The sequence below is a fragment of the Chitinophaga arvensicola genome (genome assembly GCF_900110835.1).
In the GTDB taxonomy this organism is placed as follows: domain Bacteria; phylum Bacteroidota; class Bacteroidia; order Chitinophagales; family Chitinophagaceae; genus Chitinophaga; species Chitinophaga arvensicola.
In genome coordinates this window covers 978206-999768 of sequence record NZ_FOJG01000002.1, presented here as the reverse complement: position 1 = coordinate 999768, position 21563 = coordinate 978206, and the positions used below count along the sequence as shown (strand labels likewise).

Here is a 21563-nt window from a genome sequence, read left to right as displayed (position 1 = left end):
AGACAATGGTGGTTAACAGTACGCCGGAGGTATCTCCCGAAAAACTGATGAGCGCTATTGTGTCCAGATATAAAGGAAAGGCTGTTATTGTTGACTTCTGGGCTACCTGGTGTGTGCCTTGTCTGGAAGCCTTTAAAGCATCCAGGAATTTGAAAAAGCAGCTTACAGATAAGGAGGTGGTATTTATTTACATCAGTAGTCCTTCATCACCTAAAAAACTATGGGAAAAGTATATTCAGGGTATCGGAGGGCAACAGTATTATGTGACGGAGGGAGAGTGGAGGCATCTGCTGGAGAACTTTAAGTTCAACGGCATACCCAGTTACCTGATATTTGACCGGCAAGGTGTACTAAAACAGCAATTTACTTCGTATCCGGGCAACGAAGTCATGCTGGAACGGATTGAAGCAGCGCTGAAAGTGGAATAATACTATAAAACCGCATATATCCCGGATGATATATGCGGCTTTATGGAGAATGTTCCAGGAGGCGCCTTAGCAGCCACCTTTGTGAGGGGGACGTTTATAAAGTATTTTACTATCCCGTTCTACATAGTCGCCCGATACTATTGGATATGAATACTTGGGGGCATACGATACGCCACGGCTTTTTATAGTTATCTTGTCGTTTACTTTCAGGCTATGCAATTGCTTAAATTCATTGGATTGTTCCAGCCCAAAGCTGAGAATATAATCTTCGCCATTAATCCTGGCCATCACTCCGAAACCTAATCTTGAGCCCGGCGGCAGGGAAAGATCCGTTACAACAGCCTCCATATTGGTAAAATCTCTTACAGGCTTGCTTATATTAGCAGCGCGGGCAAGCACTTTTCTACCTTCGGGAGACACTTCCCAGTTTTTGAACATGATACCTGCAGGGGTAGCCTCCCATTTTTCCCTTTCAGCTTTCATTTCTGCCGCAGAAAGAGGTTTTGGGATTGTTTTTTTAGCATTTTCATTTTTGATTTCGCGATTAGCGAATACTAGTCCGCCTACCACCACCAGCGGTAAGATCAGTGCATAAATAACTTTTTTCATGTTTTTTGTAGTTTTAATTAACATAGATCTGTCTCCTGATAAATTATATCCGCTTAAGGCATCTCTTTTATTTTTCATAACCTATTAAAGTTTGATACAGCGAAACTACTTTGATCCTTTCAGTTGGAAGGGATCCGGGTTGTAAATTGAAATGTAAACTTTGTAAATTATTGTAAATAGAGCCATGGGCCTGAGAATCCCGTTGCTTAAGATCATCGCTGACTGCAAAAAAATGCGGTTATCCGGGATGGATGACCAACGGATTGCGGCGCAATGATGATGCCCGGGAAATCGTAAACTGGTTTAAGCCACCGCATTCAGGCAGGGAATTAGGAGGACAGCAGGCCGGTAGATTATCTTGTGAGGGCTGGGGGAATATTTAAGAGCCGGATATTTGTGTTGGTGCTATTGGGGGCTGGTATCAGGCCCTCCGGCAGCGGGTATGCGTATGTTGGTCGTCCGGTTGGCGGCTACAGAATCATAAATTTCGCTTGTTGCTTTCAATGGTAATGAACTCGGGTAAATAATCCGGTGTACATCCTTTGGATACCATCTGACCTTTGTAAAGACCTGTTTTTTCTCCAAGTGTAATACAACGATTGCGATACTTTTTGTCGTAAATGCCAATCCAGCCTGCTGTGAAGTTCATGGCCCATTGAACTTCCGGTTCTTCCTGTTGGATCTGGTTTTCAATTTTAGATAATAACGCTTCATTGTCGGAGGGAGGCGTTTGCCCCATCCAGCGCAGACGCCCCTGATAGTACCAGAAGATCCGCCTCTGAACGGAAGATGGACTATTTTCCCAGGATTGGATCAGTGTAATGGTGTTTTTGTTTTTGGTGAGCTGATTGGCCATGAGCCAATCGGTTAACTGGTTTTGTTCCTCCAATGGGTGAGTCTGCATATCCTGATCCAGTTTATTAATTACCTCCTGGGACAGCAGTTTGTTATCCATAATCAGGATGGCCAGTTGCCGGGGCAAAAACTTCCCGGTGGACCATAATTCCATTGCCAGTTCATGATCTTTTTTAATATCCTTTGCAATATTCCGTAAGTCGCCCAGCTTCGTTTTAGTATCGATTTGAGCCAGGATATCTGCTGCTTTTGAAGAGCGTTTCATATCAATCTTTTGTTTTTCGGGTTAAATAATAATGCTGACCTGGATAATTGTCTGCATCTGCCGTTTGAACAAAGCGAAATGGTTCGCCATTGAATAAATATATCTTCCGGAAACAAGATAAGCTAATAAAATTTTATCTTCATAGAGAATGCAGACTGCTGTTTTATACTCAATTTGCTTGTATGTCGAACGTTATTATTGCTACTTTATGCAGGAATTTTCTGGCGGCCATTGATATGGCTCACCAGGTGCTTGTGCTTGCTCCGGAAGAATTGTTGGAGAAGGATCGCAGGTTCTTTTATATGGCATATCATTCATTAATTTTTCTTGATTACTATTTGTCAGATCCGGTAAGGGATTTTCACCCGAAACTGTCTTACACCATCCATCATGCAGATGTTCTGCCAGCAGAGGCGGTAGACGATGTGCTGCCGGATCGCATTTATACCAAAGATGAGTTACTTACTTTTCTGAGAGAAACAAGGGGGAAATGTGAAACGCAATTCCGGCAAATGACCGGAGAAAAACTATTGGAAAGATGGATAACGGACAATGAAGTGGACATGCATGGGCTTTGCCCACCTTTGGTTTCGCACTATAGCCGGCTGGAAATTTTGCTTTATAACTTGAGACATCTGCAGCATCATACAGGTCAATTGAATTTGCTGCTCCGGTTGAAGGCAAATGTGGCAGCCGACTGGGTTTCTCAGTCGCCCTGCCTGTAGTCGCCCGCAATTATCTCCGTTGATCAGATTGCTTTTTTACGGACTTTCTTTTTCAATTCTTTAGACAACTCTTCTATAGCCCCCGCTTTATCTGCTTTTATTTTCTTCCCCAGTTCTTTTCTCGGGCAGTTTTCATTGTACTTTGCGCCCCAGTCCATGATTTCAATTATTATCGGCAGCAGGTCGGCTCCTTTTTGTGTGAGGCTGTATACGAATTTTGATTTATTCTTCTCTGAAACTTCCTTGATCAGGATTTTTTCGGCTTCCAGCACATTCAGCCTGTTAACGAGAATGTTGGTGGCAATTTTCTCTTCTGACTGAAGAAACTCACTGTAAGATACTTTTTCTCTCAGCATTATATCCCTGATGATAAGCAGCGACCATTTATCGCCAAATACATCCAGCGAGCAACTTATCGGGCAATCGGATCTCATTTTTTCCATACTATGAAAAATTAGTTATTGCATTTTGCAATTACTTTGTATATTAGTACTTGCAAAGTGCAAGCACAAATTTATAAATTTTAAACCTGAAAACGATGGAAAAATCACAAGAAACCAGGAAATTGTTAGATTTCTATTACAAAGGGTTTGCGGAGAAAGCAAACTGGGAAAGTGTTATTGCGGAGGATTTCCGGTATACAGGTGGTGATATGAACAACACTAACCCTGTGATTGGTAAGCAAGCCTATATAGACATCATCAAACGCTTTTCGCAACGTTTTGAAGCCATGCGGGTGCAGCAGATGGTTGTAGATGGGGACAATGCCACTGTGATAGGCAATTATGATTTTGTGTTTCCCAATGGCGTAAAGATAAACGGGAACGTGGCAGAATGCTGGAGGGTAAAGGATGGTAAACTCAGCTCGCTGACCTTGTACTTTGATACCTTGACATTTATGAGCAATTTAAAATAGCAGATGGCTTACGATCAGGATCTTGCGGAAAGGGTAAGAACCCATTTAGCGGGCGTTCCAGGCATTGAAACGGAAGAGAAAAAAATGTTTGGCGGTCTTGCTTTTATGGTCAATGGTAAGATGTGCATCAATGTGAGCGGCAACAGGTTGATGTGCCGGTTTGACCCTGAACAAACAGCGCAGCTTTCCAAAAAAAGAGGCTACCTGCCCATGATCATGAAAGGAAAGGAATATAAAGGCTATTGTTATGTTGAACCAATCGGGTTTAAAAGTAAGGGGAATTTTGAACGCTGGATAAATTTATGCCTTGATTTTAATCGTCTCGCAAAGTCCCCGTAATTAACCAGGTATCGCTGCTGATCTGGCCCCCACGTTTAATTTCGCCGTTAAAAAATCAAGAATATCAATCGGCAATTGCTGGTGAAAGGCTACTCTATCGAAACCTGCCGGATCGGAGGAGGGAGGGAAACCGGGGTTTGTCATGGCCGCCGGGAAAGGGCTGATAAAAGCAAAGTGCCCTGCATTTTTTACTTCGGTGAAGCTCACCAGAGATGGATCAGTGGCTATTTTTTGAACCACCTGCGCATTCCAACCCGGTGTAATGTTATCATGTTCGGCTGTAAGTAGTAATACAGGACAAGAGATATGATTGTCCGGATGATTGAACCATCCGGCCCCCGGCGCCATCAGCACGATTGCTTTTACCCTGTTGTCGTGCGGCACTTCTACGTGCTCACCTTCTTTTGTGATAGGACGGCCACCAGCCAGGGCAAGTGCGGTGTAGCCACCCATAGAATGACCGATAACGGCTATTTTATTTGCATCAGCAGCGCCGGATAAAAAGGGTGCCGTTAACAGATGGTCAATAGTAAGACTTACATGCCTGGGTCTTAACTGCAAATTTTCCACGGTGTTTTCCAGGCTGGTGTTGTTGCGGTTGTTGCCATAATGTTCGGGCATGGCAACAATGAAACCGTTTTTAGCCAGGTAAGTGCTGATCGTTCTGTAAAGGAGATGGGAACCGTTGTTACCATGTGAAATCACAACCAGCGGAAACTGTTGTCCGGGTATGATGTCTGCATTCATGCTTACCTCCATCTGATACGGACCAAAACCCGTAGGCACAGCCGGTGTGTAGGTCGGGTATTGCACCAGTACCGGGAACGAAATGTTATTGTCATTATCGGTAAGTTGCAGTTGCCTGCAACCGGTAAATATATTGTTCTGGCCTGTTTGCATGTGCTGTATGATATCCGTTACGAAAGGTATTTCCAGGCCAAAAGTAGGAATTTATCTGGCCGTTTAGATAGCTTGTCATTATGGAGTATGTTTTTTATGGATCCTTTTGGTGGAATTCATTCAAACTAACTTCTTCTTTCATGGGTATGAAAGAAGTATTGCTCCTATCGTTATGAAACGGGTACCCTGTAGGGAATGAATTTATTTAAAAAGCTGCTGAGCACGCGACAGCTTTTCCTTACCTGATCCTGAAACTAAACTTATTTACTCCCAGCACCCCGGCACCGGTAACGCCTTCGGCTATGCCGATAAATGGCCGGGTTACATCGGAAGAGAAGAATTCAACAGTGGCCTCGCCATTTTTATCCGTCACAATTGTTGGTTTCCATAGCAGGGTATTCCGTGTATCACTGACGGTACTGGTTTCCTTGTCATAATCCGGCTCGTAAAACTCCCTGCTCTGGTAGTAACCTTTTGTTATGGTCATTTTGAATTTTTTTAATAGCTCTTGTTCCGTATACTTTGGATAATGATAAACCACTTCTTTATTATTATCGGCGGTCAGGATAACATGCTGATGTGACGTGACACTGCTGGAAAACATATGGTAGGTTTTCCCTTCAACAGGTTTTATATCGGTGCGTCCATCCGGGCAATTCAGCCAGCCGCAGGCGCCTACATAGTCTGTATTGCCTTCATATTTTGCGATGCTGTCCAGGTAGCCGAAGTACCGGTCTGAAAAAGCCGGCCCTTTAGCCGCAACGGTAATCTCTTTCAATGTTTTGCCATAGGGGATATAGGCGGTATCTGTTACCGCTTTAACCACGCTTTTTTCCGGGAGTAGCAAGGTCGGGGGATGTGTTGCCTGCGCTTTCCGGATGGCCTCAAACGGATCATCTACATGGATAATATATTCTTTGTCGGAAAAGTATTTAACGAAGAAGCGGGGGCCAAGGGCAAGATATTCCGGGGTGAGGTAAAACCTGCCGGCATTGTCGGGTAAAGTTATCCGGGTATTCGTTTTGTTATAGTTGAAAAGGAAAAGCGATGGCGGTTGTTTTTCTTTCCCGGCTTTTTTTGCGGTGATCCTTGCCGGCAAGCTGTCTGATAAAACCGGTTTTATACTATCCCATACGTAGCGGCGCCAGCCCTGCGTAAGCAGCAGCAGGTCCATTGCTTCGTGGCGGTTTGCATGGGTGCTGTCAAAATAATAACCGGGGTCATTGATCCTGCCGCGTATTTGTGTAGAGAGATAATAATAACTGACGATATCCGTGTTTTGCGTATGATGGAACAGATCGTCATATACGCGCAGACTCAATACAGCAGCAACCGGGCTACCATTTGCATCTGTGGTGTTGATTTTTACAGATACCTTTTCTTTCCGGTTGTATTGTTCTTTTAACATACTGAACCGGATGCTGAACTGCTGCTCCGGATGCAGGTATACCAGTCGCTCTGCTATGGGCTGTAACTGCTCATTGAATAACGTGACTTCACCTATTCCCTGCGGGGAGTTTTGAACCGGAATTTTTACGTTCACGCTGTCGTTAAGTCTGCCGGCAGCTATCGACTGCACTGCACCTCTAACCTGTAGCCGCAGGTAGAACTTCTGTGGGACGGTTGTATGTGGTGTGATGATTCTAAAAGTGAGACTGTCGCCTTCCTTCTTCACCAGGCGCATTCCGGTACTGCTTCCTGACGCTATTGGCAGCGGGTATACGCTATCCTTGCGCGCTGCCAGCCTGATATGATAGGCGGTATTTTTTTCCGGTGTGAACAAGAAACTGCCCATTCCGTCATGCACGGTGTTGAAATCCAGCAACGGCGTGTTGCCCTTTAGCAGGGTACCTTTTACAGCGACCGGTTGTCCGTCCTTATCGACAGCCTTAAAGGCAACACGATTGAGCGCATCCGCCACCAGGTTGCCTCCTTCAGGAAAGACATGGAACTGAATACCTTCTTTCGCCAAAGTACCTGGCTGTTGTTGTTTTTTCCAGGTTCTTATTTCCTGCGGGTCGTTCACCACCTGGATACGGGCGGCGGCATAGAACCAGGGTTGGCCGGTAAAAAAAGAATGTGCAGTATAGCCTTTCAGCAAATACGTTCCTCTGGTTAAGGTGGGAGGCAGGTATACATGACCGGCAGACAACCCGTTACTGATGGGATACATTTCCTGCCAGACGATACTGTCTGTATCTTGTTCTTGTAACTGGAGGTACAACGTATTGTCAAGGGATGACAGCGTGAAATCGGTCGCATTTAATATAAAAGCATTGAACCAGAGATCTTCCCCGCTCACATATATATCCTTGCTGGTGCTGAGGTAAAGAGAAGTCTGTGTAATTGAGCCGGGCTCACCTGCCAGCTTATCTATATCGGGGTGGGTTCCCTGTGAGAAGGACGGATTATTGATACCGGATAACACAAAAGCCAGGCATATCATGTACTTGATCATACGTGTGATTGTTCTGTTTGTATTTTCAGCCGTTCCAACGGCGCCCACTATCATTCAACGCACCGAAAGATGCGATAAATAATTAATTAAAGAAAGATGTTTATCTTTTTTCTATGTGCTCACCGAGCAACTTACCTAGTTTAATCAACGCTTTCTCCGCCTTCTTCTCCCAAAGCCCCGAATAGCTTAGCCGGATGTAATGCAGGTACTTGCCTTTCGAGGAGAAAATTTCACCAGGTGCATAGGAGATATTGTGTTCAAATGCTTTTTCCAGGAAGACAGACGTATTCACTGCGTCCGGCAATTCTACCCAGAGATAGATCCCTCCACCGGGCTGCGTTACTTTTGTGCCGGCAGGAAAGTGCTTTTCGATGACAGCAATATAACGATGCTGGTTCATCTGCATTTCCAGCCTGAATTTCTGCAGGTGCTTTTCCAGTACGCCTGTGGTGAGCAATTGCAGTATTACCCGCTGGCTAAAGCAGGAGGTAGAGTGGTTCATCATGGCTTTGATGCGTGCTACATCGTAAGTAAACCGCCCGGCGGCAGTCCAGCCGATCCTGAGTCCGGGCGCCAGGGTTTTGGTAAAGGAGCTGCAATACATGACCCAGCCATCTTTATCATAGGCTTTAATGGTATCACGACGGCCGCCTTTGAAGAAAAGGTCCCCGTAGATATCGTCTTCTATAATGGGCATTTGCAGGGTATTAGCTAAACCGGCAATTTGTTTTTTCTGGTCCGTGCTGATACTCGCGCCATCCGGGTTGTTGAAGTTGCTCACAAAGACACATGCTTTAATGGCGAGTTTCCGGCAGGCGGCTTTGATATTCTCCACCGAAATACCGGTAGTAGGGTGAGAGGGAATAGTGGCCATTTTGAGGCCTAACAGCTCCAGGATCTGCATGATGCCAAAGAAGCAGGGTTCTTGTACCAACACGGTGTCGCCGGGCTGTGTAACGGCTTTTAAGCAGCATACCATCGCTTCTGCGGCGCCATTGGTAATAACTAACTCATTGGCGTGCACAGGTCCCTGCCAGTGCATCGATCGTTTGGCAATGGCTTCACACAATTGCTTGTTGCCGTATCGGGTTTCCAGGCTGAGGTAACTGCCGCTTACATCCCTCGACGTTTGCTGGATAGCCCGCTTGATGCTGTTAAAGGGCAACAGCCGGTTGTCCGGAACGGCATTGCCAAAAGAGACAAAGTCTTTTCCGGTACGGTCCACCGGCATCTTTTGCAGCAACTGATCAATATGCACAGTTCTTTCTGAAAGGGAAACTGGTAACACTTCCGGTACAGGGAGACTTTTAGCCAGGTTGTCGTTCACATAATAACCCGATTTCTCCCGGGATACTACGATGTCTTTGTCCATCAGGTAATTGAACGATTGCAATATGGTACCAATGCTAACCCCACTTTTCTTATGCATACTCCTGATGGATGGTAGTTTTTCCCCCGGCTTATAGATGCCGTCATCTATCATCTTTGCGAATTTGTTGGCGATGCTGATGTAAGCCGGTTCTTTCATGATACCTGATCTGTTATAGTGAAAAGTATAGAAATTAGATCTGTTAAAGATAGGTATAAACCAGTAAGGACAGTCTTTTGAAGCATCTGTTACATAAATATTTACAAAAACTGTATCTGTGTTGGGCGTAATCCAACGGTTACCTTTGTGGTATGAAAAAGCCAGACCAGACTATGAAAATAGAAAACAGCACCAGTCAGGATATAGAAGAAATATTCAGACTATACAGGCTCGCTACGGAATTTCAGAAAACAAGGTTCACCGTTCATTGGCCGGAGTTTGACCGGACAATGGTGGAAACAGAGATTGCGGAAAAGCGGCAATGGAAAATTATCATCGATAACCAGGTAGCGTGTGTGTGGGCAACCACATTCGATGATCCGCAGATCTGGGAAGAAAAAAATGCCGATCCGGCTGTGTATATCCATCGTATTGCTACCAATCCTGTGTTCAGGGGTAATAGCCTGGTGGAGCGCATTGTGGAGAGCGCGAAGGAATATGCCCGTCTCCATCAGAAGAGATTTGTGCGCCTGGATACAGTAGGGAATAATCCCGGCCTCATTGCTTACTACACAAAATGTGGTTTCGACTTTTTAGGGTTGCTGAAACTTAAAAGTACAGCCGGACTTCCCGCGCATTATGATAATGCTACCGTGAGCCTGTTTGAGATAGACCTGGAAGGTGCGTCTCCTGTAGTTAATAACAAAGAACATACCCGTTAAAAGTGGCGTAGTTTAACAAATAGCCGCTCGTTCATATCATGAAGGCCGTTCCGGTATTGCCGGAACGGCCTTTGTTTTATCCGGGCGCCAGCCTTTTGGAGTACACTATCACATACAAAAGAGAAACCTATGATTAAATAGTCCATTTATTTTTGAACAATGTGCAACCATTTTTCGTATATAGTTGTATACGAAGTGCTGTAGAAATGAATTTAACCGGTTACCTGTTCCGGTACTAACTGTTACGCATACATTTTTCTGGCTAGGAAAAACTTTATCGCATGAGTTTATTAATGGCAATAAGCAGATGAATCATTTGAAGAATACGTAAAATGTAGCATGTGTTGGCATAACAGAAGTAGCACCCCGGGAGCATATGCACATTAGAAAATTCTAATTCGGCTTGTATTTTCTCTTTAGTAGTTTTGGTCTTTAATTAATCCTTTATGCAGTACACGAGAGTGTTGCGTCTGACGCTTATGCTATGCATGAGTGTCGTTTTTGTAAGTGCTCAACAGAATTACTCCTTACCTGTTGCGGATACTTTAAATCTACAATTGGATAGTGCAGAACACATCTTTTTGAGAAACAACCTTTTACTATTGGCTCAGCATTATAACATCAATGCGCAGCAGGCACTGGAAATCCAGGCAAAACTTTATCCCAATCCCAACGTATCGGTTGCTACAGCATTGGCGGGACATGATCCCAATCTGCAGCCCCCTTCTTCCAACAAGCCGTTTCCTTCCCCTTTTTCCAATGCAGGGGAGGCTTCTGCCAGTATCAGCCAGGAGATCGTTATTGCCGGAAAAAGGAATAAAGCCATTAAACTGGCAAAATCCAATACCAGGCTGGCGGAATATCAGTTCTATGATCTTTTGCGTACGTTGAAGTATACACTCCGCACAGATTTTTTTACCATCTATTATTTACTGGAAAGCGGAAAAGTGTATAAAGAAGAGATAGACGGCCTGCAAACCGTGGTGGATGCCTATAATCAATTGCTGAAAGAAGGAAAATTCTGGGTGTCGGAAAAGGAGATCGTACGCGTTAAAGCACAGTTATACAGTTTGCAGAGTGAATACCAGGACCTGGTAGACCAGATCAATAATACCCAGAGCGAGTTAAGGCTGCTTTTGCAGGTGAAACCGCTTACCCACCTGGTACCACAGGTAGACACGTCGTTGGCGGCATCTGCCAACCCCCTTAAATATCCGTTACCGGAACTCGTTGATTCGGCTTACAAACGTCGCACAGACCTCAAAATAGCGCAGACGAATACGGAAATCAGCCGGTTGAATTTCAGCTATCAGAAAGCAATGGCCGTTCCCGATCCCTCCCTGAATGTAAACTATGATAAACAAGGCAGTTATATCCGCGATCTGTTCATGGGCGGTGTCGCTATTGACCTGCCGGCCTTCAACCGGAACCAGGGAAATATCAGATCGGCGAAATTCATGATCAAGATGAATGAAATGACCGAGCAGAGTATCGAAAAAACGGTAGAAGAAAATGTATACCGCGCATTACAGGAGTCGATAGACGCCGATAAGCTTTACCGTAAGGTAGATCCCAGCTTCAAAAATGACTACAGCAGGTTGATAGGCTCGGCATTGGACGCCTATAAGAAAAGAACAATAGGATTACTCGATTTCCTGGACTTCTATGATTCCTATAAACAGAATACGCTTCAGATAAACGGCATACAACTGAACAAATTGAATGCGCTGGAAAGTATCAACTTCTACACCGGCTTCAATTTTTTTAATTAATAAAGACAGGTCCCCATGCGACAACTATTAAACATAAGCCATGTATTAAGATTGCTGTTGATCATGACAATGGCAACATTAGCCGCCTGTGGCGATAAGCACGACAAAAAAGAAGAGGAAAGGACGGCCTACGTGATTCCTGATTCCATCATGAAAGTATTAAAGATCGATACCGCCCGGATGACGCCCATGGTGGATGCTATTACTCTCACGGGTATGGTCGACTTCAACCAGGATAACCAGGTGAGCATCTTTCCGCCGGTAAGTGGTATTGTACAGGGTGTAACCGCCCAGCTGGGAGATGTGGTGAAACAGGGGCAGGTACTGGCCGTCGTAAGAAGCAGCGAGATGGCCGGTTATGAAAATAACATGGTGGCCGCAGAAACAAATGTAACCAGTACCAGAAAGCAACTGGAGGCGACAAAAGACCTGTTTAAAAATGGGTTGTCGTCCCAGCTGGATATGGTCAATGCCCAGACCGCCTACGATCAGGCAGTAGCACAATTACAGATGGTGCAGCGTGTCCTGAAAATAAACGGGAATAACAGGCAGGGGGTATACGAAGTAAAATCCCCGATTAACGGATTTATTGTACAAAAGAATATTACCAACAACACGGTTATACGTACTGATAACGGCAACAACCTGTTTACAATTTCTGACCTTAAAAACGTATGGGTGCAGGCGAATGTCTATGAATCAAATGTAAGCAGGGTACACGTTGGCGATAATGTGGATGTGACTACCTTATCGTATCCTGATAAAGTGTTTAAAGGAAAGGTCGGTAAAACATTGAATGTGCTTGATCCGTCCAGTAAAGTGATGAAGGTGCGTATAGAACTGCCCAATGAAGACTATCTCCTGAAGCCGCAGATGTTTGCCAATGTGAATGTACTCAATCCGCTGAACCAGAAGGCGATTACCATCTCCTCTCATGCGCTGATATTTGATCACAGTCAATACTATGTGCTGTTGTATAACAGCAACAGCGATGTCAGAATTACACCTGTACAGGTGTTGGGCGCCAATGGCAATGAAACGTATATATCTGCCGGACTGAAAGAAGGGGATAAGGTGATTGCCTATGATGTAATCCTTATCTATCAGGCTTTGAACAGTTGATCCTGCGGATACCCTATAGAACGGTTAAAAAAAGGCATCGCAAAAATGCCTGACCTCTTTTAATACAAGAAAATGACTAAAATATTAAGTTGGATCATTGGATTTTCGTTAAAGAATAAATTCTTCATCCTCTTCCTGACATTCCTGCTGATCGTGTCCGGTGTAGTTACTTTTATGAACATGCCTATTGAGGCATTCCCGGATGTAACGAATACAGAAATTACCATAATTACCCAATGGCCCGGCCGTAGTGCGGAGGAAGTAGAAAAATTCGTGACTATTCCCATAGAGGTGGCGATGAACCCGGTACAGAAGAAAACAAGTCTCCGTTCCACCAGCATTTTTGGCTTGTCTTATGTAAAAATAATATTTGATGATGGGGTGAAAGATGGAGAGGCAAGGCAACAGGTGATGAACCTGTTACCCAATGCCACTTTACCTGCAGGTTTGCTGCCATCCGTACAACCGCCTACAGGGCCTACGGGCGAAATTTTCAGGTATTCCATTACCAGTACTTTCCGGGACGTACGGGAATTGAAAACGATGCAGGACTGGGTCATCGACCGGCAACTGAGGAGTGTTCCCGGCGTGGCGGATATCAATGGCTTCGGTGGCAAAACAAAAGCCTATGAAATAAAAGTAGACCCAGGAAAGCTGGCCAATATAGGCCTTACCCCGCTCGATGTTTTTACTGCCGTACAAAACACCAACATCAACGTTGGGGGAGATATGATATTTCAGAATAACCAGGCATTTGTGGTGAGAGGCATCGGCTTACTGAATGATATCGAGGAAATAAAAAATATCGTTATCCAGAATAACAATGGGGTACCCTTGTTGGTGAAAGATGTAGCTGCGGTGGATATATCGAATATCCCCCGGTTGGGTTGGGTGGGAAGAAGTGACAGGATTATTGACAAGGACGGAAAGAGCAGGGTGACCGATCAGGCAGATGTGGTGGAGGCTATTATTGTGATGCGGAAAGGGGAGAATCCATCCGAAGTAGTGAAGAAGCTGAAGGAGAAGATTACCTATCTCAATAACTCGGTACTTCCGGCCGATACTAAAATAGTTCCTTACTATGATCGTTCCAATCTGATTGAGTATGCCACGCATACCGTTTTGCACAACCTGATAGAGGGTATTTTACTGGTGGTGATCCTGATTTCGCTTTTCCTGTTTGATTGGAGAGCCACTTTTATTGTAGCCTGTATTATACCGATCTCTTTATTATTTGCCTTCATCTGTCTGCATCTGATGGGCATGAGTGCTAATTTGTTGTCGCTGGGTGCAGTTGACTTTGGGATCATCCTCGATGGTACCATTGTGATGGTGGAGGGGATTTTTGTGGTGCTTGATCATAAGGCGAAGGAAGTGGGAATGGAACGGTTCAACAAGCTAAGTAAGTTGGGACTGATCCGGAAGAATGCGGCAGATATCGGGAAGCGGCCTTTTTATCTCAACGTAATCATTATCACTGCGCTGTTACCCATCTTTGCTTTTCAGAAAGTAGAGGGTAAAATGTTTTCGCCTCTGGCCAATACGTTGTCATTTGCATTGCTGGGCTCACTGATAACAACGCTCACGCTGGTGCCGGTGCTTATCAGTATGCTGATGCGCAGGAATGTGCGGGAGAAGCATAATCCTGTTGTGCATAAAATGATGGGATTTATGTTGATGGGATTCATCAGGTCTTTTAAACGGAAAGAAATTGTGGTAACCTTATCGCTTATTGCCATGGTAGCAGGCATCTATTCTTTCAGATTCCTGGGTTCGGAATTCCTGCCGGAGTTAAATGAAGGTAGTATCTGGCTGCGTATACAGGCCAACTACAGCATAGACCTGAATAAATCAGTAGAATTATCTAAACAGGCGAGGGACATTATTATGCAGTTCCCACAGGTGCAGTATTGTGTGTCGCAGACCGGGCGCCCGGATGACGGAACAGATGTTACCGGTTATTATAATAACGAGTTTGATATACTGATGTTTCCGGAGTCGGATTGGAATCCCAAAATCAGTAAGGAAGAACTGATCAGCCGGATGAATACCGCCTTGTCTGTTATTCCGGGGGTGAATCTGAACTTTTCGCAGCCCATCATGGACAATGTGGAAGAGGCGGTGTCGGGCGTTAAAGGAAGTATTGTGCTGAAGATCTATGGCGACTCACTCAACTACATGGAAGGTAAGATGGACGAGTATTTCAAGGTGTTGAAGAATGTTCGCGGGATAGAAGATCTGGGTGTTATGCATAATATAGGGCAGCCGGAACTGGATATCAATCTCAGTCAGCAGAAGATGGCATTATATGGTGTGGCAGCTACGCAGGCGAATGCTGTTATCAGTATGGCCATGACCGGCCTGGGAGCGGGTGGTACGCCGGCAAGCCAGTTGTATGAAGGGATTAAGATTTTTGATATCCGTGTACGTTTGCCGGAAGAGTTCAGGAAAACACCTGCACAGATCGGGGAGTTGTTGGTGCCAACACAGAATGGCAGCAAAGTACCGATCAAGGAAATTGCGACCATCACCCAGAAAACTGGTGCTGCATTGGTTTTCCGGGATGATAACAGAAGATATGCTGCCCTCAAATTTTCCGTCAGGGGACGTGATATGGGCAGTACTATTGCAGAAGCAATGGAGAAGGTAAATGAAAAGGTGAAGCTGGACAGAGGCTATTCTATGGCATTCCAGGGGGATTTTGAAAACCAGCAGCGCGCAGAAAAAAGACTGGCGCTGGTAGTGCCGATAAGTCTTGCGTTGATATTCCTGTTGCTGATCAGCATGTTCGGGAACTTCAAAGATGCGTTGCTGGTATTTACCAATGTACCTTTTGCACTGGTAGGTGGTATTATGGCGCTTCATGTTACGGGCACCAATTTCAGTATATCTGCAGGTATCGGTTTTATTGCACTGTTCGGGATCTGTATACAGGATGGTATTATCCTGATCACAAAATTTAAAGAGAACCTCTCTTCCGTCAGGGGAGAAAGCAGGTTATATAACTCTATTAAGCTGGGGGTAAACGCCAGGATAAGGCCGGTGATGATGACCGCCCTGATGGCGGCAATAGGGCTTTTCCCTGCCGCCATATCCCATGGTATTGGCTCGGAAAGTTCCAGGCCGTTGGCCAGGGTGGTGATTGGTGGTATCCTTTGTGCGATGTTGTTCTCACTCTGGGTATTCCCGCTCATCTTTGGATGGGCTTACCGGAAAGTAGATAAGCAGCCTTACCGGGCGCCGCAGCATGACCAGGAATAGAAAGAAGCTACGCAAACCGCGTAGCTTTTTTTTTAAGATGCAGGTATCCGTTCTGTAGACGCCAATCATAGTATTGTCCATTTTTTTAACGGTTTTATCCATTGGAAATGGATAGGCGTAATAATAATTTCGCCCTATTACTTTATCAACCATAAATCAATTAATTCCACTATTTCCAACGGCGCCGGAAACGCCGCATCGCTTTTATTCGTACCGAAGCCAGTACTTATTCCAATGGCATCTTCATTATCCGTTATGAAGATGTAGCTGTGGGAAAGCGAATGCTATGTCATTCTCTCAGCACGTTCATTTTACCACGTATATGCATCACTGTTAATTTAGAAAAAAATGAAATTTTCTACACCTTCCCGAAATGGATGGCGCGCAACTGTGCGGCCAGGACTTCCATCATTTGTCGGTATACTATTTATTTTTACAATGCTGCTTTTACCTGCGGTTTTTACGTCTGCAACGGCTGCCGATTTTGTGCTCATAAAGGGCCGGGTGATTGATGAAAATGGTCAGCCACTACCCGGAGTTACCGTTGTAGCAAAAGGAACTTCTGCCGGAGCTACTACCAACGCAGCAGGAGAGTACCAGTTAAAAATGCCGGAAGGAACAAAAGTGTTGGTCTTTAAATTCCTGGGCATGCAGCCGCAGGAAGTTGAACTAAAAAACCGGACAGTGATCAATGTGACGATGGTGGCTTCCACGCAAAATCTGGAAGCCGCTGTTGTCGTTGGTTATGGCACCCAGAAAAAAGCAAACCTGACAGGTGCAGTGTCCACGATCAGTTCAAAAGTGCTGGAAACAAGACCGGTATCCAATGTAGCACAGGCGCTGCAAGGTGTATCACCCGGACTCAACATCACCCAGAGCGGAGAAATGGGTGGCAGCCTGGAAAACAGGCCGGCTATCAATATCCGTGGTGTAGGTACCATCGGACAAGGTTCCAGTGCGGCGCCCCTGATCCTGATCGATGGGATGGAAGGCGATATCAATGCGGTGAATCCACAGGACATTGACAACATCTCCGTGTTGAAAGATGCTGCCGCTTCGTCGATTTATGGTGCGCGTGCACCTTTTGGTGTTATCCTGATCACTACCAAGCAGGGAAAGGCAGGTATCACTACTATCAACCTGGGTACCAATTACCGCTCCAGCAGACCGGTGCTGTTACCACATACGATGGACTCCTATACCTTTGCCACTTATTTTAATGATGCCAGTGTGAACTCCGGACAGGGCGTGTATTTTACACCTGCCCGCATGCAACGGATCCGTGATTTTATGGATGGAAAGATCAAAACCACTATCATCCCACGTCCCGGACAACCCAACATCTGGGCAGACGGCTATTATGAGGGCAATGATAACGTGGATTGGTACAATGCCCTTTACAAGCCCACTTCCCCTTCGCAGGAATATTCCCTGAGCGCCAGCGGTGGCAAAGAAAACATTACTTACTTTCTTTCCGCCGGCTTTCTTGACCAAACCGGTTTTATGCGTTTTGGCAGCGATAAATTCAAGCGTTATAATGTTACTGCACGCATTAATGCAAAACTGACAGAATGGGCATCGCTATCTTTTATCCAACGCTTTAGCCGTGAAGAGTTTGCAAGACCAAGCTATATGACCAATACCCTGAATGATATCATCGCCCGGCAGGGATGGCCCATGCTGCCGCTGTATGATAACAACGGCTTTTTGTACGATTCTCCTTCACCTGCGCTGCAGATGAGAGACGGAGGCACCAGCGATAAACAATATGATGCCAATTCCCAGCAACTAAAGCTGACCATTACGCCGCTGCGTGACTGGAAAATATTCGCTGACCTCAATTACCGTACAGACAACCAGTTTTATCATTGGGAGTTGCAACCGGTGTTTAATCACGATGTAGCGGGTAATCCCTATGTGTACAGAACCGAAAATCATGTGCATGAAGAAGCGGGTCGTACCAATTACCTCAATACGAATCTGTACACAGAATATTTCAAAAAATTTGGTCAGCACAATTTAAAACTGCTGGTTGGTATGCAGACGGAAGAAACCAAAACCAGGTGGTTCTCTGCACAGCGGAATGGTCTTATTGTACCGCAGTTGCCGGTACTGGACCTTACTTCCGGTAACGATCCGAATGGCAAACCGGTTCCACCTACGGTAGGTGGTAATACCAATAAATGGGCTACGCAGGGCTATTTCGGCAGACTCAACTACGACTACAATGGCAAGTACTTGCTGGAAGCCAATCTCCGTTACGACGGATCTTCCCGCTTCCGCTCCGATATGCGCTGGATGTATTCCCCTTCGGTTTCTGCGGGCTGGAACCTCGACAGGGAACAGTTCTGGGGAGGAATCGCCAAATATATCGGCCAGCTAAAACTGAGAGCATCAGTGGGCGAGTTGGGTAATCAGAATACGACCGACTGGTATCCGACCTACCTTTCCCTTCCTACCGGCAGTGCCGATGGTTCCTGGCTGATAAACGGACAGCGGCCTAATACCGCCTCAGCACCAGGCCTCATTACATCGAGCCTTTCCTGGGAAAAAGTACGCACCTGGAACTTCGGCATGGATGCCGCATTTTTACGTAACAGGCTTACATTATCAGTGGAACATTATTCCCGCCTTACCCTGAACATGATAGGGCCCGCGCCTGAGTTGCCTGTAATATTGGGAACAGACGTGCCGAAAGCAAACAATACGGATTTACAGACCAAGGGATGGGAAGTAGAACTGAGCTGGAGAGATCAGTTGAAGAATGGACTGGGTTACAACCTGCGTTTCACGATGGCTGATTCCCGGACCAAAATTACGCGTTATCCCAATCCCACCGGTAGTTTAAGTACGTTCATTGCTGGCCACATGATGGGAGAAATATGGGGCTATCAGACGATAGGCATTGCTAAAACCCAGCAGCAGATGGACGATCATCTCAGTTCATTACCTAAGGGAGGACAGAATGCGCTGGGTAATAACTGGAAAGCGGGCGACATTATGTTTGCCGATGTTAATGGCGATGGTAAAATATCCAACGGCTCCAATACGGAGGGTGATCATGGAGATCTTATCCTGATCGGCAATAACACACCGCGTTTTGTGGTGGGCGCAGAATTTGGGGCAGACTGGAAAGGCATTGATTTCAGGGCTTTTTTCCAGGGTGTGTTGAAGCGTCAATACTTTCAGAACAGTTACCAGTTCTGGGGTGCATCCAACGGCATCTATTCCTCCGCTGGTTTAAAAGAACATACCGATTATTTCCGGGATGATCCTAACCATGTATTGGGTCTTAACCTCGATGCCTATTACCCACGGCCGCTTATCAACGGAAAGAACCAGGTGGTACAAACGCGCTATCTGCAAAACGCCGCTTACTTACGATTGAAAAATCTGCAGGTAGGCTATACGCTGCCGGCCAGTCTGACTCGGCGTGCCGGCATACAGAAGTTCAGGATATATGTTTCCGGTGAAAACCTGCTTACCATTACAAAAATGGCCACCATGTTCGATCCTGAAACAGTGGATGGCGGCTCCGGCGGTAGTGCGTATCCTTTATTTAAAGTATATGCAGCAGGCCTGAATGTTATCTTTTGATCAGACAAACCCAACATTATGAAACAGATACTCTATATATGCTTAGTAGCGGGGGCGGCTTTTTCGCTACCTGCCTGTAACAGGGATTTACTGGAAATTACGCCGCCGTCGCGGATAACGCCGGAAAACTATCTGCAGGAAGAATCACAACTGGCTACTTATGTCATCAAGCAATATGAAACGCTGCCTATTTTCGGCACATTCGACGGCGATGCCCATACCGATGTGGCAGCGCGCCGTGGATTTGATAACCGTTATGTGCCTGGCCAGTGGATGGTAGGGCAAACGGAGGGAGATTGGTCGTTTACCAATATCTATCAGTGTAACTACTTTCTTGAAACGGTGCTGCCTCGTCTTGCAGCAGGTAAAATCAGCGGGAACGATGTCAATATCAGGCACTACATCGGAGAAATGTACTTCATGCGTGCTTTTACCTATTGGGGCAAATTGCAGGCATTGGGTGATTTTCCTATTATCACCAATACGCTGAAGGAGGATAAAGCTTCCCTGATTGAAGCCAGCAAACGTGCGCCTCAAACAGAAGTAGCAAGATTTATTATATCTGATCTTGATTCGGCTATTCTCCTGATGAGCCCCACTGCACCTTCCGGTGGTAAGAACAGGTTATCCAAAATATGTGCACAGCTGTTGAAATCACGGGTGGGGTTATATGAAGGTACATTTTTGAAGTACTTTAAGAACACTGCCTATGTACCCAATGGTCCGCAATGGCCGGGTAAAAATAAGAGCTATAACGCGGCCTATCAGTTTAAATCCGGTAGCATTGAAGGGGAGATCGACTTTTTTCTGACGCAGGCTATGGAGGCCGCGAAGACTGTTGCAGATGCAGTACCACTTGTTCCAAACAGCATGACGAAGCGGCTGGAAACGAGTAACCAGGATTTTGCGGTGGCCAGTGAAGCCAATCCATATTGCCGGATGTATAATTCAACAGATCTTTCCGGTTTCAGCGAGGTGTTGCTCTGGCGCGATTACGACCTCGGACTGGGTGTTTCCAACGGTATTCCCAACACGATACAAGCGGCGCATGGCTGGGGTTTCACACGGGGATATGTAGACCGTTTCCTAATGTCGAACGGGTTACCTATTTATGCCACAGGTTCCGGTTATGCCGGTGATGATTCCATACAGCTGGTGCGCCAGAATCGCGATGGCCGTCTCTGGCTGTTCCTGGCGCAACCAGGTCAGATCAACATTCTGAAACCATCGTCGCTGGGCACACATGCCACGCCGGTAGTAGAGTATCCGGATATTATGAACCTGATCGGTAACCATGATAACTCCACCGGTTATATGAGCCGTAAAGGGAATGTATATGATGGCGCACAGCTTGGCAACGGCCGGGGTGATGTAGGCAGCATCGTATTCAGGGGAACAGAAGCCTATTTCAATTACATGGAAGCCTCCTACGAAAAAACGGGTACGCTAGATGGTATTGCTACTGCATACTGGAAGGCCATCCGGGAAAGAGCAGGGGTGGATGCCGATATCCAGAAAACGATTGCGGCCACTGATCTTGTAAAAGAAGCAGCGAATGACTGGGGGGTATATTCCGCCGGTGTGATGGTAGACAGAACGCTTTACAATATACGCCGGGAGCGGAGTTGTGAGCTGATGGGCGAAGGATTCCGGTATATGGATCTGCGCCGTTGGCGCGCCATGGACCAGATGATCACTAAACCGTATTTCATAGAAGGATTCAAGCTTTGGGGACCTATGAAAAATTGGTACAATGCTGCGGCGCTTACCTACAACATAGGCGATAGGAGCACGGTATCAGATCCGGCGTTGAGCCCTTATCTGCGTATTTATCAGAAAACGCCGTCGGTACTCGCCTACAATGGTTACAAATGGACACTGGCACATTATTTCAGTCCCATTGCCGTACAGCATTTCCTGATTACATCTCAAGACAACGATGTGAATACTTCTCCTATTTATCAGAATCCGGGTTGGCCGATAGAAGCCAATAAGCCACCAATTGGCTTTTAACTACTGATCGTTGACTGGCCGGAGCATCAGCATGTTCCACAAAGGCCTTGGCA

Annotated in this window: 16 protein-coding genes; 10 read left to right on the top strand and 6 right to left on the bottom strand. The window is 45.8% G+C overall.

The genetic code is table 11. The features are described from left to right. The first annotated feature begins 5 nt into the window (after positions 1-5). The gene (locus BMW79_RS21405) at positions 6-428 is read left to right on the top strand and encodes a TlpA family protein disulfide reductase (protein WP_089897926.1); all 423 of its coding nucleotides are present in this window, start codon (positions 6-8) and stop codon (positions 426-428) included. A gap of 66 nt (positions 429-494) precedes the next feature. On the opposite strand, the gene BMW79_RS21400 is transcribed toward BMW79_RS21405, so the two are convergent. Beyond that, positions 495-1115: a hypothetical protein gene (locus BMW79_RS21400; protein ID WP_245752624.1), complete on the bottom strand. Its 621-nt coding sequence runs from the start codon at positions 1113-1115 to the stop codon at positions 495-497. A gap of 400 nt (positions 1116-1515) precedes the next feature. Continuing rightward, positions 1516-2157, bottom strand: coding sequence for a DNA alkylation repair protein (locus BMW79_RS21395; protein WP_089897924.1), 642 nt, complete (start codon positions 2155-2157; stop codon positions 1516-1518). 89 nt (positions 2158-2246) lie between these two features. On the opposite strand from BMW79_RS21395, the gene BMW79_RS21390 reads away from it, so the two are divergent. Continuing rightward, positions 2247-2882 (top strand): hypothetical protein, encoded by a 636-nt coding sequence (locus BMW79_RS21390; protein WP_218150401.1) that lies wholly within the window; start codon positions 2247-2249, stop codon positions 2880-2882. Between the two features lie 23 nt (positions 2883-2905). On the opposite strand, the gene BMW79_RS21385 is transcribed toward BMW79_RS21390, so the two are convergent. Beyond that, positions 2906-3325, bottom strand: a complete 420-nt coding sequence (locus tag BMW79_RS21385; protein ID WP_089897922.1) for a winged helix-turn-helix transcriptional regulator — start codon at positions 3323-3325, stop codon at positions 2906-2908. A 95-nt stretch (positions 3326-3420) separates the two neighbouring features. On the opposite strand from BMW79_RS21385, the gene BMW79_RS21380 reads away from it, so the two are divergent. Beyond that, on the top strand, positions 3421-3798 hold the full coding sequence (locus tag BMW79_RS21380; protein ID WP_089897920.1) for a nuclear transport factor 2 family protein: 378 nt from the start codon (positions 3421-3423) through the stop codon (positions 3796-3798). A 3-nt stretch (positions 3799-3801) separates the two neighbouring features. Beyond that, the gene (locus tag BMW79_RS21375; RefSeq protein ID WP_089897918.1) at positions 3802-4137 is read left to right on the top strand and encodes a TfoX/Sxy family protein; all 336 of its coding nucleotides are present in this window, start codon (positions 3802-3804) and stop codon (positions 4135-4137) included. On the opposite strand, the gene BMW79_RS21370 is transcribed toward BMW79_RS21375, so the two are convergent. The 3 genes from BMW79_RS21370 to BMW79_RS21360 form a co-directional block, all read right to left on the bottom strand. Beyond that, on the bottom strand, positions 4138-5037 hold the full coding sequence (locus BMW79_RS21370) for an alpha/beta hydrolase family protein (RefSeq protein WP_089897916.1): 900 nt from the start codon (positions 5035-5037) through the stop codon (positions 4138-4140). A 238-nt stretch (positions 5038-5275) separates the two neighbouring features. Beyond that, positions 5276-7495: a hypothetical protein gene (locus BMW79_RS21365; protein WP_089897914.1), complete on the bottom strand. Its 2220-nt coding sequence runs from the start codon at positions 7493-7495 to the stop codon at positions 5276-5278. A gap of 100 nt (positions 7496-7595) precedes the next feature. Next, entirely contained in the window at positions 7596-9023 is a 1428-nt protein-coding gene (locus BMW79_RS21360; RefSeq protein WP_089897911.1) for an aminotransferase-like domain-containing protein, read from the bottom strand. A 152-nt stretch (positions 9024-9175) separates the two neighbouring features. On the opposite strand from BMW79_RS21360, the gene BMW79_RS21355 reads away from it, so the two are divergent. The 6 genes from BMW79_RS21355 (at position 9176) to BMW79_RS21330 (ending at position 21510) form a co-directional block, all read left to right on the top strand. Continuing rightward, a complete protein-coding gene (locus BMW79_RS21355) occupies positions 9176-9745 on the top strand; it encodes a GNAT family N-acetyltransferase (RefSeq protein WP_245752623.1) in 570 nt (189 codons plus the stop codon). A 446-nt stretch (positions 9746-10191) separates the two neighbouring features. After that, a complete protein-coding gene (locus BMW79_RS21350) occupies positions 10192-11517 on the top strand; it encodes a TolC family protein (RefSeq protein ID WP_089897906.1) in 1326 nt (441 codons plus the stop codon). Between the two features lie 15 nt (positions 11518-11532). After that, positions 11533-12639, top strand: a complete 1107-nt coding sequence (locus tag BMW79_RS21345; RefSeq protein ID WP_089897904.1) for an efflux RND transporter periplasmic adaptor subunit — start codon at positions 11533-11535, stop codon at positions 12637-12639. A 72-nt stretch (positions 12640-12711) separates the two neighbouring features. Then, positions 12712-15900 (top strand): efflux RND transporter permease subunit, encoded by a 3189-nt coding sequence (locus BMW79_RS21340; protein WP_089897901.1) that lies wholly within the window; start codon positions 12712-12714, stop codon positions 15898-15900. Positions 15901-16338: 438 nt separating this feature from the next. Then, positions 16339-19497, top strand: coding sequence for a SusC/RagA family TonB-linked outer membrane protein (locus BMW79_RS21335; protein WP_089897899.1), 3159 nt, complete (start codon positions 16339-16341; stop codon positions 19495-19497). A gap of 18 nt (positions 19498-19515) precedes the next feature. Further along, a complete protein-coding gene (locus BMW79_RS21330) occupies positions 19516-21510 on the top strand; it encodes a RagB/SusD family nutrient uptake outer membrane protein (protein ID WP_089897897.1) in 1995 nt (664 codons plus the stop codon). Positions 21511-21563 lie beyond the last annotated feature (53 nt).

What these genes read in the sequence shown, in the direction of transcription:
- BMW79_RS21375 (WP_089897918.1), top strand. Translation starts at nt 3,802, where the DNA reads ATGGCTTACGATCAGGATCTTGCGGAAAGGGTAAGAACCCATTTAGCG.
- BMW79_RS21350 (WP_089897906.1), top strand. Translation starts at nt 10,192, where the DNA reads ATGCAGTACACGAGAGTGTTGCGTCTGACGCTTATGCTATGCATGAGT.
- BMW79_RS21370 (WP_089897916.1), bottom strand. Translation starts at nt 5,037, where the DNA reads ATGCAAACAGGCCAGAACAATATATTTACCGGTTGCAGGCAACTGCAA.
- BMW79_RS21330 (WP_089897897.1), top strand. Translation starts at nt 19,516, where the DNA reads ATGAAACAGATACTCTATATATGCTTAGTAGCGGGGGCGGCTTTTTCG.
- BMW79_RS21380 (WP_089897920.1), top strand. Translation starts at nt 3,421, where the DNA reads ATGGAAAAATCACAAGAAACCAGGAAATTGTTAGATTTCTATTACAAA.
- BMW79_RS21385 (WP_089897922.1), bottom strand. Translation starts at nt 3,325, where the DNA reads ATGGAAAAAATGAGATCCGATTGCCCGATAAGTTGCTCGCTGGATGTA.
- BMW79_RS21345 (WP_089897904.1), top strand. Translation starts at nt 11,533, where the DNA reads ATGCGACAACTATTAAACATAAGCCATGTATTAAGATTGCTGTTGATC.
- BMW79_RS21405 (WP_089897926.1), top strand. Translation starts at nt 6, where the DNA reads ATGGTGGTTAACAGTACGCCGGAGGTATCTCCCGAAAAACTGATGAGC.
- BMW79_RS21360 (WP_089897911.1), bottom strand. Translation starts at nt 9,023, where the DNA reads ATGAAAGAACCGGCTTACATCAGCATCGCCAACAAATTCGCAAAGATG.
- BMW79_RS21400 (WP_245752624.1), bottom strand. Translation starts at nt 1,115, where the DNA reads ATGAAAAATAAAAGAGATGCCTTAAGCGGATATAATTTATCAGGAGAC.
- BMW79_RS21355 (WP_245752623.1), top strand. Translation starts at nt 9,176, where the DNA reads ATGAAAAAGCCAGACCAGACTATGAAAATAGAAAACAGCACCAGTCAG.
- BMW79_RS21340 (WP_089897901.1), top strand. Translation starts at nt 12,712, where the DNA reads ATGACTAAAATATTAAGTTGGATCATTGGATTTTCGTTAAAGAATAAA.
- BMW79_RS21395 (WP_089897924.1), bottom strand. Translation starts at nt 2,157, where the DNA reads ATGAAACGCTCTTCAAAAGCAGCAGATATCCTGGCTCAAATCGATACT.
- BMW79_RS21365 (WP_089897914.1), bottom strand. Translation starts at nt 7,495, where the DNA reads ATGATCAAGTACATGATATGCCTGGCTTTTGTGTTATCCGGTATCAAT.
- BMW79_RS21335 (WP_089897899.1), top strand. Translation starts at nt 16,339, where the DNA reads ATGCTGCTTTTACCTGCGGTTTTTACGTCTGCAACGGCTGCCGATTTT.